We start from the raw sequence: 17,115 nt of genomic DNA, 5'->3' as shown, positions 1-17,115 counted from the left end.
GCCTGCTGGCTTGTTGTTTGAATAGAGTTTGATTTGAAGAAATGTTATTTTCTTTCGAGTTATAAAGTTAGCATTAAATATTGAAAGCGTAAAGTTACAAATGATAGAAATTAAAAGGCTCGCAATTGGCGAGCCTAAAATCAACTTAACCTTCTATAGGTTTGCGTCAATAAACTCTTTAAGTTGAGTTTTTGATAATGCACCTACTTTCGTGTCTGCTACCGCACCATCTTTAAATAACAATAGTGTTGGAATACCACGAATACCATACTTAGGCGGTGTCGCATCATTTTGATCAATATTTAATTTAGCAACCGTTACTTTGTCTGCATATTCATCTGCAATATCATTAAGTAATGGTGCAATCATTTTACAAGGTCCACACCACTCAGCCCAGAAATCAACTAATACTAGACCTGATGCATTGATGACGTCAGCTTCAAAACTGTCATCTGATAGTTGAACAATTTTATCGCTCATTATTTTCTCCGTTTGTGCTGGCCCTTCGCCAAATTGATCGAGATTATACGCGTATATAGTGTAATTACCATAGCTAAAAATTAATAGCATATATTCATTTTAAACACTCAATCACCGTCATTTTCATAATTTGGATGTAAAATGCTTGAAATAATTAACAGTTTTGTGATGATTTATTACCCTTGGTTGTATTTATTACTACATTTACCTGTTAAGCTTATCGGCTATGAACAAAACACATTTATCAGATAAAAAATTTATCGAATTAGGCCTTGACCCTAAAGTTACCGCAGGTTTATCTGCGATGGGGTTCGAGCAATGCACAAATATTCAGGCAAAATCATTACCCGTATTACTTGAAGGTAAAGATATTGCAGGGCAAGCACAAACAGGTGAAGGTAAAACTATCGCTTTTCTGGCTGCCACTTTCCACCACATACTTTCAAAGGGCAAAACAGAGCATAATCAACCTCGTGCTTTGATTATGGCGCCGACACGTGAATTAGCCATTCAAATTCATCGTGATGCCATTGAAATGGCTAAATCTACAGGGCTACGTTTAGGCGTTGTTTATGGCGGTGAAGGCTATGACAGCCAACGTCAAACCTTAGAACAAGGTGTTGATATTTTAATCGGCACCTGCGGTAGACTTATCGATTACTTTAAACAAGGTACTTATCATTTAAACAACCTTGACGTAATCGTGTTAGATGAAGCCGATCGCATGTTTGATTTAGGCTTTATTAAAGACATTCGCTATATGTTTAGGCGTATGCCACCAGCAACAGAACGATTAAGCATGCTGTTTTCTGCAACCTTGTCTTTCCGCGTTAAAGAACTTGCTTTTGAGCATATGAACGACCCAGTCAGTGTTGAAGTAGCGCCCGAACAAAAAACCAATACGCGTATTTCTGAAGAATTATTTTATCCTTCAAACGAAGATAAGATGCGCTTATTACAAACATTGCTTGAAGAAGAGTGGCCTGATAAAGCCATTGTTTTTGCAAACACTAAACATAGCTGCGAAAACATTTACAATCATTTAATTGCAGATGATATACGTGTTGGCTTACTTACGGGTGATGTTCCACAAAAGAAACGTTTAAAAATTCTTGAACATTTCACTGAAGGGCACTTAGATATATTAGTTGCAACAGATGTTGCCGCACGAGGGTTACATATTCCGCAGGTAACACACGTGTTCAATTATGATCTCCCAGATGATTGTGAAGATTATGTACACCGTATTGGCCGTACTGGCCGTGCAGGTGCTACAGGTCATGCAATAAGCCTAGCGTGTGAAGAGTACGTATTTAATTTACCCGCCATAGAAACTTACATTGATCATTCATTGCCTGTTAGTAAATACGATCACGAAGCACTTATCACTGATTTCCCGAAACCTAAGCCACGGCAAAGACGTCAAAAGCCTCATCAAGGTGGTCAAAACCGAGGCAGGGCGGGCAACCACAGAAGATAACTTATTGTAAGTGCATAAAACCATGTCAACAATTCACTCACCGTTATACGCCGTAATTGATTTAGGATCTAACAGTTTCCATATGTTAATTACGCGCCAATTAGCAAACAGTGTGCAAATTGTTGACAAGGTAAAGCGCAAGGTACGCTTAGCTTCTGGCTTAGATAAACATAACCATTTGAGCGAAGATGCCATCGCGCGAGGTTTAGAATGCTTACGTTTTTTTGCTGAGCGCTTACAAGATATTCCAATACAAAACGTCAGAATTGTGGCAACCGCTACAGTTCGCATTGCGACAAATCAAGCCGAATTTCTCAAACAAGCAAATAAAGTACTCGGCCAAAATATTCGTGTACTCACTGGTATAGAAGAAGCTAGTTATATTTATCAGGGTGTTGCCTATACTAGCTACGGTGAATCAAACCGCTTAGTGTTCGATATTGGAGGTGCTAGCACCGAAATAATCGTCGGGCAAAATACCAACGCTAATAAAGTCATTAGTCTGAATATTGGTTGTGTAATTTTTAATAAACGCTATTTTTCAGATCAACAACTTAACGATAAAAACTTTCAACAGGCCGTTGATGCTGCTAAGCAACTTATCACACCATTTGTTTCAGAATTTAAGTCAATCGGTTGGCAAAAAGTATTAGGTGGTTCAGGTACGATGCAAGCGCTTTCAGAGGTGCTTATGTTTCAACGTAAGCCTGCATTGATTACCACGAGTTTTTTACACGATATAAAGCAAAAATTAATCACATACCAGCGATTCGATGCTATTGATATTGACGGCCTAACTAGCGAACGTAAACCGGTTTTTGCTAGCGGAGTTGCCATTTTAATTGCCTTATTTGAATGCTTTAATATCACTCAGTTACAACTTTCAAGTGGCGCGTTACGAGAAGGATTGTTATATGAAATGCTACCCGACAACCAGAAAGTTGATTTACGACAACGAACAATCAATTCTTTGATGGAAAAGTGTCATGTTGATCAACCTCATGCGAATAATATCTTGGCACAAGCACAACAGCTTTATGCGAGCTTTTCCTCGTCATGGGCATTAACCGATGACAACGGATTAGCTTTATTAACTGCCGCATGTCAATTACATGAAATCGGGCTTTTGTTAGCGTTTAAACACCATCAACAACACAGCGCCTATATTATCGAACATAGCCAACTTCCCGGATTTGATCAGGCTGATAAACAATTACTTTGCGCCCTTGTAACCATGTACAACGCTGATATTGATCCACAATTATTAACACTTCAATCAGCCTGCGACTTCCAAACAGCATGTTATTTATTGGCGATTATAAGAATAGCGGTTATTTTGTGCCGCCGCAGAAAAGATGATGTATTACCGGTTTATCAAAGCAGCGCTACTAATAATGAAATCACTTTATGCTTACCTAAAGCTTGGTTAACTTTACACCCTTTAATTGCTGATGAACTCATTCAGGAAAATGATCATTTAAAAGCTATTGGTTTATCCCTTAAGGTACATAGCCCAAATATTAGCAAATAAAATAAAACCCCCGCCCACCATCATTTGAATACTAACAAGTTCACCTAGTAAGAAATACGCGGCAATAATGCCATATAGCGGCTCTAGACTTACAGCAATACTTGCCGTTTGACCACTTAATCTTTTTAACGAGAAGTTAAATAAGGAATGAGACAACGCCGTAAATACAACCCCCAATAACATGAGCAATTGCCACTGAGACAAATTCATAGATACGGTGAAAAGGTCGATAAACGGCAATAACACCAATGCCGCAAAACCGTTTTGATAAAAAGCTACCTGTTTAGCTTTCACTTCAGCGACAAATTTTCGGTTTAATAGCGTTAGGATCGCAAAAGAAAGTGCCGAAGCTAAACCCCAATAAATACCTAACAGCGCATTATTAGCATATGCTTCATTTGGCAATAATAGATAGATGCCTATTACCGTGATAGCTGCTTGTATTAAGGTCGCTAATTTATACCGTTCAGCGAACACCCACGGCTCAAGCATTGCAACAAATACTGGAAACGCAGCAAACGTGAGTAATCCTATCGCTACGCTAGATACCTGAATAGCGCTAAAAAAGCTGACCCAATGGAAAGCGAGTATAGAGCCAGTGATGAAAAGCCCAAAGAGCCTGGATTTTGTAGTAAATAACTCATGTTTTTGATAGACAACAAGTAAGCAACCCAAAGCAATACAGGCAAAAAATGCACGTCCAAAAACAATATCAATCGGCGATAAGGTTAACCACTTCGCAAACAGTCCCGACAAAGCAAATAATAGCACTGCACTGTGTAGCGCCATAAATGCTTGTCGGTAATGCACCACTTTTTCTATGCCTGTTCTTTAAGCCAAAGAGCCACTTGTTTGGCAAAATAAGTTAATATGCCATCTGCTCCGGCACGTTTGAAGGCTAGTAAGCCTTCCATGACACATGGTTTCTCAGCTAACCAACCGTTTTGAATCGCCGCCATATGCATTGCATATTCACCACTCACTTGATAGGCATAAGTAGGCACTTTAAATTCATCTTTCACTCGACGAACTATATCAAGATAGGGCATACCTGGCTTAACCATCACCATATCCGCTCCTTCTTCGAGGTCTTGCGCAATTTCATGCATTGCTTCATCGCTATTAGCGGGGTCCATTTGATAAGAGTGCTTATTACCTCCTTTAATATTAGCTGCTGAGCCGACAGCATCTCTAAAGGGGCCATAATAATTCGAGGCATATTTAGCGGAATAAGCGAGAATACGAGTATTTACATGACCTTCAGATTCTAATGCCTCACGAATTGCGCCAACTCTTCCATCCATCATATCTGATGGAGCAACCACGTCGGCACCTGCCGCTGCGTGCGATAATGCCTGCTTAACTAGAATATCTGTTGTAACATCATTTAATACATAACCTTCGTCAAGGCCAGATTCACCTAAAATGCCATCTTGACCATGCACAGTGAATGGATCAAGCGCCACATCGGTGATAACACCAAGTGAAGGAAATTTCGCTTTCAGCGCACGTACTGCTCGTTGAGCCAAGCCGTCTGGATTATAAGCTTCTTCGGCCATTAATGATTTTTTATCTTCCGGTGTTACCGGAAATAAGGCAATAGCGGGAACCCCTAATTCAACTAACTCAGCCGCTTCTTCTAGTAATAAATCAATGCTTTTACGTTCTACGCCAGGCATCGAAGCGACCGCTTCACGCTGCTGCTCACCCTCAAGTACGAACACCGGATAAATAAGATCATTCACCGTTAATTGATGCTCTGCCATCAATTGTCGAGAAAACGAATTTCTACGCATTCTTCGCATGCGACGGGCTGGAAATTTGCCAAATTGGCCATTCATATCATATTCCTCTCTACGTATTGTTCGTATCAGATTCTATTGTTTTTGCAATGACTCGGTTACGACCTTGTGTTTTAGCGAGATAAAGCGCTTGGTCTGCAATGTTAAAGATCTCAACAGGTGTAACATCTGCTTGTTGTTGATAAGTGGCTACGCCACAAGAAATCGTTAAAGATAATTGCTCACTTTCAATTGAAAAAGCCGTTTCTAATACTTTACTTCTTAACGCTTCTGCTAAAGCAATAGCCCCATCAGAGTCTGTTTCAGGTAAGATCAAACAAAACTCTTCACCACCATAACGAAAGCCAAGGTCACTACTACGACGTAATATGTTTTTCATTAACTGTGCAAGCGTAACTAAACAAACATCACCTGCGGTATGTCCATATTTGTCATTGATTGCTTTAAAGTGATCGATGTCAATAACAACAAGACTCAATGGCGTTAAATTTCGACGACTACGACGAAATTCTGCCAATAACTTTTGATCGTAATGTCGACGATTAAATAGACCCGTAAGCTCATCTTGGGTATTTTTTTGTTCTAACTCTCTGTTGGCATCTTCCAACTCTTGCAACGCAATGTTTAATTCTAATGTTCGTTCTTGCACAGCTAATTCTAATTGTTCTTGATTTTCATTTTGCAGTACCAACAATTCTTCTTGGGCTTTTTTTGATTCTACAGCACTGGCTAATGCTTGTTGTCGTGCGGCATATTTTTCGTATTTTTCATGGTGAGATTGACGTCCTAAAATAAAGACGATAAGCAAGCCAGTTATCCAGTAACCAACGGTATATAACTCGGTATTTAAATGGTACCAATCATATAAGCCAACATTCGTGAAAACGATAAAGCCTTGCACAATGACAAAGGCACTAAAAAGTGCTGCCAACTGGTGTTTTCGTTGAGCTAAGTGAAGTGCTAAAGCCGCTAAAAATAGCGTAGATACAATTTTTATCACATTACTGATCAAAATATTATCATTAAAGCTCAAAAAGAAACTAACGCCAATGAAAACCAACAAACTCCACCCGATAAGATGATAGGCCCAATATAAATATCGGCGATTATCCGCCAGTTTAAATAATTCACTGCAAAACCATAGAATCAAAATGGCACTTAGTGCAGTAAAAAGAGGAAATTCTTGGCCATGAATACTGGTATATTGTGGTAGCAAAATAGAAAAATTTACCCCGTACATTGCGGCTAAACTCCCTGTTAATGCCGCTAAATAACTCGCCAATAATAAAATTGCATAATTTATTGTTGATAAGAAAATAAATAACAATATGAAGACCATTGCAATTAAGCCCCCAATTGCCAAACCAGAAATAAAACTATCTTGGCCAATGTAGTGGGTAAATCGATATTGATTTAACGTTCTGATTTGCACGACACGATTTGCATGGGATGAAAGCTTTACCAGTAAAGTAACGGTTTCATTGGCTGATAAGGTTATTTGGCTGGTCACCACATTATTGATTTGTTTTGTACTCGATATTAATCGGTTTTTATCCGTTAACTGCTGACTTTCTTCATCTTGATAAATAATATGTTGATACAAAAATTGACGTCCATCAATCACCAAGTGATTATCAACGGTTTGATCTAATGCATTATATAATTCGACTTTAAGCCAATTGTTACCAGCATTAATCGCTATATCTTGGCTCGAAACTTTTTGCCATTGATCAGGCGCTAAATTTTTAACTTGTTTAATAGATAAGCCTTTGTTGGCTTCCTGCGGTAGATAGAGTGTTAGCTTTGTCGCACTATCATTAACGGGCATCGAAGAAAACGATGACATAGTAACCGCATTACTAGCATTACTGACGAGTAATAGACTGCACAAAATCAATAAGATAATGTGTAATCTCATTTAGAGCTCCAAGTTAAATACATAACGACTATTTTCAACACTGTATTCGATGATAGTCTGCTCAGAGTAACCCGTTATCTCTGCTAATGCTTTCACTACATATGGCAAATATGACGGTTCATTTCGGCTACTTTTAGGCTTTGGCCGAATCGTACGAGGTGTTAAATAAGGAGCGTCTGTTTCAATCATTAGCCGCTCTAATGGAATATGCTTAACAGCTGCTCTTAACTCACTGCCCCTTCGCTCATCACATAGCCAGCCAGTGATCCCTATATACATATCATGTGCTAAACACTGTTTCACTTCCGTTTCATTACCAGTAAAACAATGCGTAACGAATGCTGGAATTTTATTGATAAATGGCTTAATAATCGCCAGCCAACTGTCAAAAGCATCTCGCTGATGTAAAAATACCGGTAATTGCACATCAGCGGCTAGGGCTAACTGTTGACTAAACACTCTTTGTTGGTTTTCAGGTGTAGAGAAATTACGGTTAAAATCTAATCCACATTCTCCTATCGCTTTAACTGATTCATGCGTAGATAGTTCACGTAGTTGTTCTAAATAATTGTCTATCACGTGATCCGCATCATGTGGATGAACGCCCGCGGTACAAGATAAATACTCAGGATATTGCTGACACAAGGTTAACGCTTGTTGACTTTCAGCCACATTCGTACCGGTCACCAACATTGCACTAACATTGTTAGCCTTCGCCCGTAAAATAATGTCAGCTCGATCTTTATCAAACCGAGCGTTTGTTAAGTTAACACCAATATCGATCAATATATTCGCCGCTTATTTATTATGTGTTATCACTATTTACATCAGCTTGCTGTTGCTCATCTTCATCATCATTTGCATGGTAAAAACCAGCAATAAAAACCCCCGCTTCAAATAACAATAGCATAGGTATCGCTAGAAGTGTTTGCGATATAACGTCAGGAGGCGTTAACAACATACCAAGCACAAAAGCACCAACGACGATATAAGGGCGCTTCGTTTTCAACTTTTCTGGTGTAGTAAATCCAGTCCAACATAACAACAAGATCACCACAGGTATTTCAAAGGTTAGACCAAAAGCAAAGAACAGTTTTAATACAAAGTCTAAATAGCTGCTGATGTCAGTGGCAATATTGACACCTTCTGGCGCTACTGAGGTAAAAAAGGCAAAGACAATTGGAAAAACGACGAAATAGACAAAAACAATGCCTGCATAAAATAAAAAGCTGCTACCAAACAGTAACGGCGCAACTAATCGCTTTTCTTTACGGTACAATCCCGGTGCGATAAACGCCCATACTTGATACAAAATGTAAGGCATTGCAATGAATATCGCGAGTACAATAGTCAATTTAAACGGAGCAAAGAAGGATGATGCCACATCTGTTGCTATCATTTGACCGCCTTCAGGCATTACAGCAAGTAAAGGCTTAGAAACATACTCATAAATATCATTTGCAAAGTACACCATTGAACAGAAAACAATGAGAACAGCCAATACCATACGTAGCAGTCGATCACGTAGCTCAAGCAAATGATCAAATAAGGTATATTGCGGTGTATTATCCATTAACGATCAACTTCTTTTTTATCCGTAGTTTTATCTGATGTATTTTCACCTGAGGTGGTATCAGTTACTCGGGCATTATCACTCTGGCTTGGGTACGGGTGCTGCACAGACTCAGCAGCTTCTTTTAGCGACTTAAGTGATTTTGCGACTTCAGGCGATATATCTTCAAATTTACTTTGCTCAGCTTTTTTTAAATCCGCATGTAATTCTTGTATACGTAATTCCTGAGAAATTTCATTTTGTACATTTCGACTAAAGCTCTTTACGCCTTTAATCCAGTCACTTACCGTTCTAATAGCTACAGGTAGCCGCTCTGGCCCCAATACGACAAGCCCGATTACCGAGATAACTAATAGTTCCCAAAAACCGATATCAAACATGTGCTACGCTTTATCTTTTTCTTTATTAGCTTCAGTGTTTTCTTCCGTCGCCTTTTTATTTGCAAGTGCTTCCGCAGACTGCTCTTCTTTCTCTTCATCAGTCACGGCTTTTTTAAAACCTTTAACCGCAGAGCCTAGATCTGAGCCTAAATTACGTAACTTTTTGGTGCCAAACAATAAAATAACAATGGCGGCAATTATCAATAATTGCCAAATACTTATTCCACCCATTAAAAAAACTCCTATAATTCAGTTACAGCCATTATAAAGTTATATTTCAAAAAAGCATCTGTTCACTGTTTTAAATTTAAGGAGAAAATAAAACGTTGTCTAAATTGCAGCTATTCATCGTCACTAAAGTCACAGTTTTATTCATGCTTACCAGTCCTGTAAGGGCAAATGTTGTTCAAGAAAAATGTACTCAAGAAGAGCAAAGCAAACAACAACATATAACCCAAAAAGACTGCAAAAAGCTATCGTATTCGGATAAAAAGCAACAACATTGGATGGAAAGCTTACATCAAGCGGTTTCAGATAGCGTCTATCATTCAGCGCTTTGGTTTGATGATTTTTTTCTCGAAGAAGGAATGGAGCAAGAGTCTCCTAAAACAACAGCCCGTATTCGTTTAGGATGGGAACCAGAGGCAAGAGATTGGGCTAAATTTGATACACGATTTCGTGTTAAAGTGAAACTGCCTCATTTTAAAAATAAAGCTGATTTAATTTTTTCAGATGATGATGATAATGATCAAAGCCACTTACCGTTAGAATCGATCAACACTAAACCACATACTGATGAAGAAAGCTTCTCAGCTGCTTTACGATATACTCATCGAAAATCTAAAAGTCGTATTTTTGAATCACGCATTGGTATTTCGGGCGGGGATATTTTTTTTCGCATCAAGCATGACCGCAGAATTACATGGAATGAGCGTAATAGTATAAAAATAGATCCTTCTGTGTATTACTTTCTTGGTGACGGTTTAGGTGCAAAGTTATTGCTTGAATATGATTATCAAGTTAATGCGAAAACACAACTTCGAATCAATTATAGCGTACGTGGTTCGGCTGCCTTTAGCGGTTTACGTTGGAAACACGGAGCCTACTACTTGCGACAAATTGATCATAGTTCAGCCTCTATCACTGCATTACAAGTTGAAGGAGAGCGCAATGGCGAGAATGGCTTTATGATTGATAACTACCGACTAAGTCACCGCTATCGCTTTAACGCATTACGAAGCTGGTTGTTTTTTGAAATTGAGCCTTTTTTAGAATGGCCTGAGGAACAGCATTACACAACAACGCCTGGTATTGCCTTGAGAGTAGAAGGATATTTTTCTAGAGATTAATATTACTATGCACTCGCTTTGGAGGTACTTTCCTCGATCTCACAGTTATCAGCAAACCTTTTTGGTTTAGCAATATGGTAACCTTGGCCAAAATCACAACCAGCATTGTTAAGCTTGTCGAGCATATCTTGCGACTCAATGCCTTCTGCCACCAATCTGTAGCCAAACTTACTTCCTAAGTCACGCAATGCTTTAACAAGCGAAATATTTTCTTCATTACAACTAATAGAGCGAATTAAACTACGATCTAGTTTAATAAATTCAAAAGGATAGCTATGTAAGAAATTGAACGACGATAAGCCTGCCCCGTAATCATCCAGCGCCAACTTAACGCCAAAGTCTTTTAATTTACGCAACCCTTTCAATGCTAGCTCTGTATGTTGAGTAAATGCAGACTCATTAAATTCTAAAATTAAACGCTCCGGCTGAACGGTATTTTGTTTAATTAATTCTATGAGTAAATTTAACTGATTTGCTTGTGTTAAGTGACGCCCTGAAAGGTTCACGCCAATAAACGCATTGGCATATTCTTCATGAGATTCCCATTGACGCAAGCGTAAAGAAACTTGTTCAATTACCCAGGTTTCAATTTCTAGGATCATGCCGGTTTCTTCCGCCATAAATAAAAACTCGCTTGGTGTTAATAAACCTTTGCTTGGATGCTTCCAGCGAAGTAACACTTCAAACCCAAGGGTATCAGTACTTTGTAGCTCACTAATTTGTTGGTAATGTAATTCAAACTGCTGTTGCTTTATGGCAATACGTAGTTCTTGTTCTAGCGTTAGACTGGCAATTAATTGCTCACGCATGCTGTCATCAAAGAATACGTACCGGCCACGTCCCATACTTTTTGCTTGATACATTGCAGCATCTGCATCGCGCAATATTTCATTAGCATCGTTATAGTGGTGGTTGCATAAAGCAATACCAATACTCGCATTCGAATATAAAGTATGACCATTGATATCAAACGGTTTCTCAATCGCTGAAATAATACGAGTAGCGACTTCTTCAACATCGTCTTGTGATTGCAATGAATCAAGTAAAATAACAAATTCATCGCCGCCTAAACGCGCTAAAATATCATTATCGCGAACACAAATGGTTAAACGTTTTGCGATTTCTTTTAAAAACTCATCGCCTGCATGATGGCCTAAGGTATCGTTAATTAATTTAAAACGATCTAAATCGATAAATAATACCGCGAACCTATGTTTTGGATGACGTTTAACATGACTTAACGCGTAGTTTAATCGATCAGAAAACATTGCCCGATTAGGTAATTTAGTTAACGCGTCATGATGTGCTTCAAAATAAAGCTGCTGCTCTGCTTTGCGACGTTCTTCTATTTGCATCCGCAAATTTAAATTAGTTGCTTGTAACTCTTGTGTGCGTTGATTCACCATTCGTTCAAGTTCGTCACGGCTTCGTTGTGCCGCCTCTTGCGATTCTTTACGCATAATTGCAGAGGCAACATGTTGACTGACAAAGCGAATAAGTTCCAAGTCTTGATGACCATAGGCATGATGATGGTGATAATGCTGAATCGCCAACACACCGATAATATTGCCTTGATCGATTAATGGAGCACCTAACCAGGCCTTAGGCAATTTTTCAACCGGATATTGCAAGGTAAAGGCTTTCTGTTCTATATCACCCTGTTCAGTTAACGCGTAAACACTACCATTTGTGATAAGCAACGGTAAACGTCTTGTAATGGCTAATTCCGTTAAGCCACTGCCCATTTTTCTTGGTTGGGGTTGTGCAACTTTTTCATCAATGTAATAAGGAAAGCTCAGCTTCTTGTCTTCACCATTAACTAAAGCAATATAAAAGTTTTCCGCAGGTAAAAGTGCATTAATCTCTTGGTGTAACGATTGATAAAATACTTGAATATCTTGATTAGCTGCTGTGAGCTCTGAAATGGACAGCATCGCTTTATAAAGCTTTACTGCTTTTTGCCGTTCGCCTATTTCTTGCTGTAGTTTTCTATTGGTATCTGTTAGTTTCTGCGTACGCTGACGAATATTCTGCTCAAGCAACTCCCTGCTTTTTACACGATCAATTGCGGTAACAAGATGCTCAGCGATAAATTCTAATAGTTGACAATCCCGGTCATCAAAATAAAGCTTATTGTCGTAGCTTTGTAACGCAATAACACCAATAATTTGATGACCACGTTTAAGAGGAACACCTAACCAGTCTACGCAGGAAGAACCGTATAAGGAAATTTTCTCAGCTTTTGCTAACGCCATACGCTCTGCCGAACTACAATGAATAGCCTCACAATCATCAAAAACTAAACTGCTTAAGCTTTGTTGCCAATGATTTTTTTCTAAGTATTCAAGTAGACGCTTTTCTTTGGCATTATGCGCATGTGCGAGGGATAAACGACGAGATTTGTTTACAAGAAGTATATGGAAACTATCAGCAATTAATAATGATTTTATCACTGACTCAAGCGCACTATAAAACGACGGCATATCATTTACCGTACTTGCCAATTCAGACAAACGCAGTAATCCTGATTGCATCGTTTTTACTTGTCGATATTTCTTTAACAGCGACTTAAGTTTAGGCAATTGGCGCGCTGCTTGAATATCTGTACTTGCCTTTACTTCCATCTAAGGCTAACCCATCTTTTTATTAGTATTATTATTTTGCGACCTAGTCTACCAAAATTTAGCCTTTTGACTAGTACAAAAGCACAAAAAATGAGCATTATTTTCACATGACGTAAACGAAAACCATTATCTTAACCAACTTTCGAACTATAATTATCTTTTTAAGCACAAAAAAACCGGCAAATGCCGGTTTTTATCGCAATGGCTAATGACTATGCAGCCATGCCATTTTTCAGTTTATTTAACGCGTTTTTCTCTAACTGACGAACACGCTCTGCTGATATTTCATATTTATCAGCTAACTCTTGCAAGGTAGATTTATCTTCATCTAACCAACGAGTTTTGATGATATCTTGACTACGATCATCAAGTGCAACTAACGCATTTGCTAAACGCTTATTCGCATGTTGCTCCCAGTTATTTTCTTCAACTTGCTGTGCAATATCTGAAGCAGCGTCTTCTAAATATTGAGCAGGTGAAAAATTACTGCCGGCAGCATTGTCATCGTCGTCATTCGACATTTCAAAGGTTTGATCTTGGCTTGTCATACGTGATTCCATTTCTAACACGTCTTTTTTAGTCACACCAAGTGATTCAGCCACATGACTTACTTCGTCATTGCTAAACCAACCCAAACGCTTTTTATTTTTACGTAAATTAAAAAATAATTTACGTTGTGCTTTTGTTGTTGCCACTTTCACGATACGCCAGTTGCGTAATACAAATTCGTGAATTTCAGCTTTAATCCAATGAACAGCAAATGATACTAAGCGTACACCTACTTCTGGGTTAAAACGCTTAACAGCTTTCATTAAGCCCACATTACCTTCTTGGATCAAATCAGCCTGTGGTAAACCGTATCCTGCATATCCCTTCGCAACATGAATAACGAACCGTAAGTGCGACATGATTAATTCTTGTGCCGACTGTAAATCGTTGTCATTGTGTAAACGAGTCGCTAGCTCATGCTCCCGCTCAGCGGTAAGCATAGGGATGCTATAGGCCGATTGCACATAGGCTTCAATGCTGCCGCTTTGTGGCACAGTTAGCGCCATCGATTGCATTGTATCACTCATTTAAAGTCACCTTTTTTAAAACCTTGCTCGCGATGTTAACACGAAGCATCTAATAGATCGATAGCTAAAACAAATCGTCATTTATATTAATAAGACCGAAGATAAGACTAGCATCTTTCAAACAATATGCGATGAATTTTTTATGACGTAAAACATACACGCTTTAAGCTATCTGAGATAACTTACGACAACTTATTCTGCTGTTGGTTCAATTGCGCGAATATGTTTTCTTACTGAGATATAACTGCCAGACAACCCTAACACGATCGCAAAGAGTAATAGCCATAGCATTTCTCCACCACTTAGCCCTATTAAGCTAAAGTTGCTTTGGTAAAGATCAGTTAACGCCACCAATGAATAAGAAAAATAATGCACCAGGGCAGTGACACAAAGTATCGCTACCATACCACCTAAAACACCATACCATGCACCGGCATATAAAAATGGCCGTTGAATAAAACTATCTGTTGCGCCAACGAGTTTCATTACAGCAATAGCGTCTCGTTGATTTAAAATCGCTAAACGTATGGTATTACCAATAATAAGTACTACTGAGGCACATAATAATATTGCAATACCAACAACAATATCTTCAATTAAAGTAGTGATCGCAGCTAATCGCGTTAACCATTCTAAATCAAGTTTACCTTGTTCAACTTCTCGTTCATTGGTTAATTTTTGCAGTAATTCTTCAGCCGCTTGAGGCTGGCTTGAATGCTTTGTTGGGATCACAAGTACCGTTGCCGGTAATGGATTTGTTGATAAGTAATCTAGTGCCTGTCCAAAACCAGATGTCGATTTAAATTCTTCCATCGCAGTTTTTGCAGAAATATAGTTAACGCTAGCCACTTCAGGGTAAAGCGACAATCGCTTCACTAAGTTTTCTGCTGCTTTTTCGCTGGTAGAGAGTTTCAAAAATAAGCTTATTTCTGATGCTGATTCCCATTGCTGTGAAATCGATTGTGCGTTTTTAACAAAAACATGTAACGTTGCAGGTAAAGTTAAGCTAATGCCAAGTACAAGAATTGTCATTACTGAGGTAAAAGGCGTGCGCCATAAATCGCCTAAACTACCAATACCTTGCTGTAAATGACGGATAAAATATGCCAACAGTTTGGCAGCAACATTTGTATGTGGCTGACTAGAATGGTTCTTTGCTGTGTCGCGTTGTTTATTCATCACTTCCACCTTGCAACCCTTCAACAAGGCCATCGTTAATCATTGCACCTTGTTTTAACGTTAACGTGCGATATTTTAATCGTGCAATAAGGCCAAGATCATGAGTGGCAATTAGCACAGCAACGCCTAAATCATTAAACTCTTCAAATAATTTAATGATTTCTAATGAGAGTTTGGGGTCTAAATTTCCGGTGGGTTCATCCGCTAATAAAATTGGCGGCTTATTCACAATAGCCCGAGCAATACCGACACGCTGTTGCTCCCCTCCCGACAACATATGAGGATAACAACGTATTTTACTGGTTAATTGAACTTTCTCTAGCGCAGCTTCAACACGTTTTTTTGTTTCTTTATGACCAAAGCCTTCAATAACTAAAGGTAAAGCGACATTATCAAAGACAGTGCGATCCATCAGTAAATTGTGATTTTGAAAAATCATGCCTATACCACGGCGCACAAAGGGTACTTGTGAATACGATACAGAGGAAAGATTAACCCCATTGATATGAACACTGCCGCTTGTAGGTGTTTCCATTAACGACATCAGCTTTAACAAAGTACTTTTTCCGGCACCTGAATGGCCAGTTAGAAATGCCATTTCTCCAGCGGCTAAGCTAAAATTAACATTATTAAGTGCGACAAAGCCGCCTGGGTAAGTTTTGTTAACCTGATTAAAGCGAATCATAGTGGCTCTTATTTATTCTGGTTCTTGGCTAAATAAAGCATTAATAAAATCTTCACCATCAAATGGCCGTAAATCATCAATACCTTCACCTACTCCTAAGTAACGAATTGGAATATCAAATTTATCGGCAACGGCAAAGACAACACCACCTTTAGCCGTACCGTCTAATTTAGTCAACGTCAGGCCTGTTAAACCTACCGCTTCATCAAACAACTGTGTTTGACTCAGTGCATTTTGCCCTGTACCTGCATCAATCGTTAACATCACTTCATGGGGAGCATTTTCATCAAGTTTTTTCATGACACGAACAACTTTTTTAAGTTCTTCCATTAAATGTGCTTTATTTTGTAATCGACCTGCCGTATCAGCAATTAATATATCAGCACCACGTGATTTCGCTGCGCTAATCGCATCAAAAATTACGGATGCACTATCAGCACCTGTGTGTTGTGCAATTACGGGTATATCGTTGCGTTCACCCCACACTTGTAACTGTTCTACCGCAGCAGCACGGAAAGTATCACCTGCTGCTAACATAACTGACTTGCCTTGTGCTTGAAATTGTTTTGCCAGTTTGCCGATGGTTGTCGTTTTACCTACACCGTTCACCCCCACCATCAAAATAACATAGGGCGTATCACTCTTCTCAATCTCTAACGGTTTATTCACCGGTTCAATAACTTTATTTAATTCAACTTTAAGTAAATCATACAGGGCTTCTGCATCTTTTAACTGACGTCTTGACGCTGATTCAGTGAGTGATTGAATGATCTTCATGGTGGTTTCAACACCAACATCTGCCATTAACAAATGTGTTTCGAGTTCTTCAAATAATTCATCGTCAATTTTTTTGCCGCGGAAAAGGTCAAACAAACCTCCACCGATGTTTTGTCGTGTTTTACTTAGCCCTTGTTTTAATCGAGCAAAAAATCCAACTTTCTTTGCTGGCTCTGGCTCTGGCTCTGGCTCTGGCTCTGGCTCTGGCTCTGGCTCTGGCTCTGGCTCTGGCTCTGGCTCTGGCTCTGGCTCTGGCTCTGG

The 17,115-nt window shown here is 39.0% G+C and carries 16 protein-coding genes; 3 read left to right on the top strand and 13 right to left on the bottom strand.

Translation table 11 applies throughout. The annotated features are described in order from the left end of the window. Window positions 1–153: 153 nt before the first annotated feature. The gene (trxA, locus tag BI291_RS05355) at window positions 154–480 is read right to left on the bottom strand and encodes a thioredoxin TrxA (protein WP_074496918.1); all 327 of its coding nucleotides are present in this window, start codon (window positions 478–480) and stop codon (window positions 154–156) included. 226 nt (window positions 481–706) lie between these two features. On the opposite strand from trxA, the gene rhlB reads away from it, so the two are divergent. Both rhlB and BI291_RS05345 read left to right on the top strand, forming a co-directional pair. Continuing rightward, entirely contained in the window at window positions 707–1,960 is a 1,254-nt protein-coding gene (gene rhlB, locus BI291_RS05350; RefSeq protein ID WP_074496770.1) for an ATP-dependent RNA helicase RhlB, read from the top strand. Between the two features lie 22 nt (window positions 1,961–1,982). Continuing rightward, window positions 1,983–3,491, top strand: a complete 1,509-nt coding sequence (locus tag BI291_RS05345) for a hypothetical protein (RefSeq protein WP_074496767.1) — start codon at window positions 1,983–1,985, stop codon at window positions 3,489–3,491. Here BI291_RS05345 and BI291_RS05340 read toward each other — a convergent pair. Genes BI291_RS05340 through tatA form a run of 7 tightly spaced genes read right to left on the bottom strand, consistent with a single transcriptional unit; the run spans window position 3,453 to window position 9,395 of the window. Next, window positions 3,453–4,301, bottom strand: a complete 849-nt coding sequence (locus tag BI291_RS05340) for a DMT family transporter (protein WP_139302565.1) — start codon at window positions 4,299–4,301, stop codon at window positions 3,453–3,455. The genes BI291_RS05345 and BI291_RS05340 overlap by 39 nt on opposite strands. An 8-nt stretch (window positions 4,302–4,309) precedes the next feature. Next, window positions 4,310–5,332, bottom strand: coding sequence for a porphobilinogen synthase (hemB, locus tag BI291_RS05335; protein WP_074496764.1), 1,023 nt, complete (start codon window positions 5,330–5,332; stop codon window positions 4,310–4,312). A 13-nt stretch (window positions 5,333–5,345) separates the two neighbouring features. Next, complete coding sequence (locus BI291_RS05330) at window positions 5,346–7,211, bottom strand: GGDEF domain-containing protein (RefSeq protein ID WP_074496761.1); 1,866 nt, start codon at window positions 7,209–7,211, stop codon at window positions 5,346–5,348. Further along, window positions 7,212–7,997, bottom strand: a complete 786-nt coding sequence (locus BI291_RS05325) for a TatD family hydrolase (protein ID WP_074496759.1) — start codon at window positions 7,995–7,997, stop codon at window positions 7,212–7,214. It abuts the gene before it with no gap. A 19-nt stretch (window positions 7,998–8,016) separates the two neighbouring features. After that, window positions 8,017–8,784, bottom strand: a complete 768-nt coding sequence (gene tatC / locus BI291_RS05320) for a twin-arginine translocase subunit TatC (RefSeq protein WP_074496756.1) — start codon at window positions 8,782–8,784, stop codon at window positions 8,017–8,019. Then, window positions 8,784–9,164, bottom strand: coding sequence for a Sec-independent protein translocase protein TatB (tatB, locus tag BI291_RS05315; RefSeq protein WP_074496754.1), 381 nt, complete (start codon window positions 9,162–9,164; stop codon window positions 8,784–8,786). The genes tatC and tatB overlap by 1 nt, the downstream gene beginning before the upstream one ends. Window positions 9,165–9,167: 3 nt before the next feature. Then, window positions 9,168–9,395 (bottom strand): Sec-independent protein translocase subunit TatA, encoded by a 228-nt coding sequence (tatA, locus tag BI291_RS05310; protein ID WP_074496751.1) that lies wholly within the window; start codon window positions 9,393–9,395, stop codon window positions 9,168–9,170. A 95-nt stretch (window positions 9,396–9,490) separates the two neighbouring features. Here tatA and BI291_RS05305 point away from each other — a divergent pair, with 95 nt between their 5' ends. Then, a complete protein-coding gene (locus BI291_RS05305) occupies window positions 9,491–10,513 on the top strand; it encodes a hypothetical protein (RefSeq protein ID WP_074496749.1) in 1,023 nt (340 codons plus the stop codon). 5 nt (window positions 10,514–10,518) lie between these two features. Here the strand turns inward: BI291_RS05305 and BI291_RS05300 are convergent, their stop codons facing one another. The 5 genes from BI291_RS05300 to ftsY form a co-directional block, all read right to left on the bottom strand. Further along, window positions 10,519–13,137, bottom strand: coding sequence for an EAL domain-containing protein (locus BI291_RS05300; RefSeq protein WP_074496746.1), 2,619 nt, complete (start codon window positions 13,135–13,137; stop codon window positions 10,519–10,521). 212 nt (window positions 13,138–13,349) lie between these two features. Further along, a complete protein-coding gene (rpoH, locus tag BI291_RS05295) occupies window positions 13,350–14,213 on the bottom strand; it encodes an RNA polymerase sigma factor RpoH (RefSeq protein ID WP_074496744.1) in 864 nt (287 codons plus the stop codon). A 192-nt stretch (window positions 14,214–14,405) separates the two neighbouring features. Continuing rightward, a complete protein-coding gene (gene ftsX, locus BI291_RS05290) occupies window positions 14,406–15,392 on the bottom strand; it encodes a permease-like cell division protein FtsX (protein ID WP_074496742.1) in 987 nt (328 codons plus the stop codon). After that, window positions 15,385–16,077: a cell division ATP-binding protein FtsE gene (gene ftsE / locus BI291_RS05285; RefSeq protein ID WP_074496739.1), complete on the bottom strand. Its 693-nt coding sequence runs from the start codon at window positions 16,075–16,077 to the stop codon at window positions 15,385–15,387. The genes ftsX and ftsE overlap by 8 nt, the downstream gene beginning before the upstream one ends. A gap of 12 nt (window positions 16,078–16,089) precedes the next feature. Beyond that, window positions 16,090–17,115 (bottom strand): signal recognition particle-docking protein FtsY (gene ftsY / locus BI291_RS05280; protein WP_074496737.1); only part of this gene is annotated, 1,026 nt, incomplete at its 5' end.

This window comes from Thalassotalea sp. PP2-459 (assembly GCF_001913705.1).
GTDB classification, from domain to species: domain Bacteria; phylum Pseudomonadota; class Gammaproteobacteria; order Enterobacterales; family Alteromonadaceae; genus Thalassotalea_C; species Thalassotalea_C hakodatensis.
Note: the sequence above shows the minus strand (reverse complement) of the source record. Positions and strands in the feature narration are given on the sequence as shown.

Excerpts from the sequence above, each read along its gene's own strand:
- trxA (WP_074496918.1), bottom strand. The coding sequence starts at position 480 with ATGAGCGATAAAATTGTTCAACTATCAGATGACAGTTTTGAAGCTGAC.
- rhlB (WP_074496770.1), top strand. The coding sequence starts at position 707 with ATGAACAAAACACATTTATCAGATAAAAAATTTATCGAATTAGGCCTT.
- BI291_RS05345 (WP_074496767.1), top strand. The coding sequence starts at position 1,983 with ATGTCAACAATTCACTCACCGTTATACGCCGTAATTGATTTAGGATCT.
- hemB (WP_074496764.1), bottom strand. The coding sequence starts at position 5,332 with ATGAATGGCCAATTTGGCAAATTTCCAGCCCGTCGCATGCGAAGAATG.
- BI291_RS05330 (WP_074496761.1), bottom strand. The coding sequence starts at position 7,211 with ATGAGATTACACATTATCTTATTGATTTTGTGCAGTCTATTACTCGTC.
- tatC (WP_074496756.1), bottom strand. The coding sequence starts at position 8,784 with ATGGATAATACACCGCAATATACCTTATTTGATCATTTGCTTGAGCTA.
- tatB (WP_074496754.1), bottom strand. The coding sequence starts at position 9,164 with ATGTTTGATATCGGTTTTTGGGAACTATTAGTTATCTCGGTAATCGGG.
- tatA (WP_074496751.1), bottom strand. The coding sequence starts at position 9,395 with ATGGGTGGAATAAGTATTTGGCAATTATTGATAATTGCCGCCATTGTT.
- BI291_RS05300 (WP_074496746.1), bottom strand. The coding sequence starts at position 13,137 with ATGGAAGTAAAGGCAAGTACAGATATTCAAGCAGCGCGCCAATTGCCT.
- rpoH (WP_074496744.1), bottom strand. The coding sequence starts at position 14,213 with ATGAGTGATACAATGCAATCGATGGCGCTAACTGTGCCACAAAGCGGC.
- ftsX (WP_074496742.1), bottom strand. The coding sequence starts at position 15,392 with ATGAATAAACAACGCGACACAGCAAAGAACCATTCTAGTCAGCCACAT.
- ftsE (WP_074496739.1), bottom strand. The coding sequence starts at position 16,077 with ATGATTCGCTTTAATCAGGTTAACAAAACTTACCCAGGCGGCTTTGTC.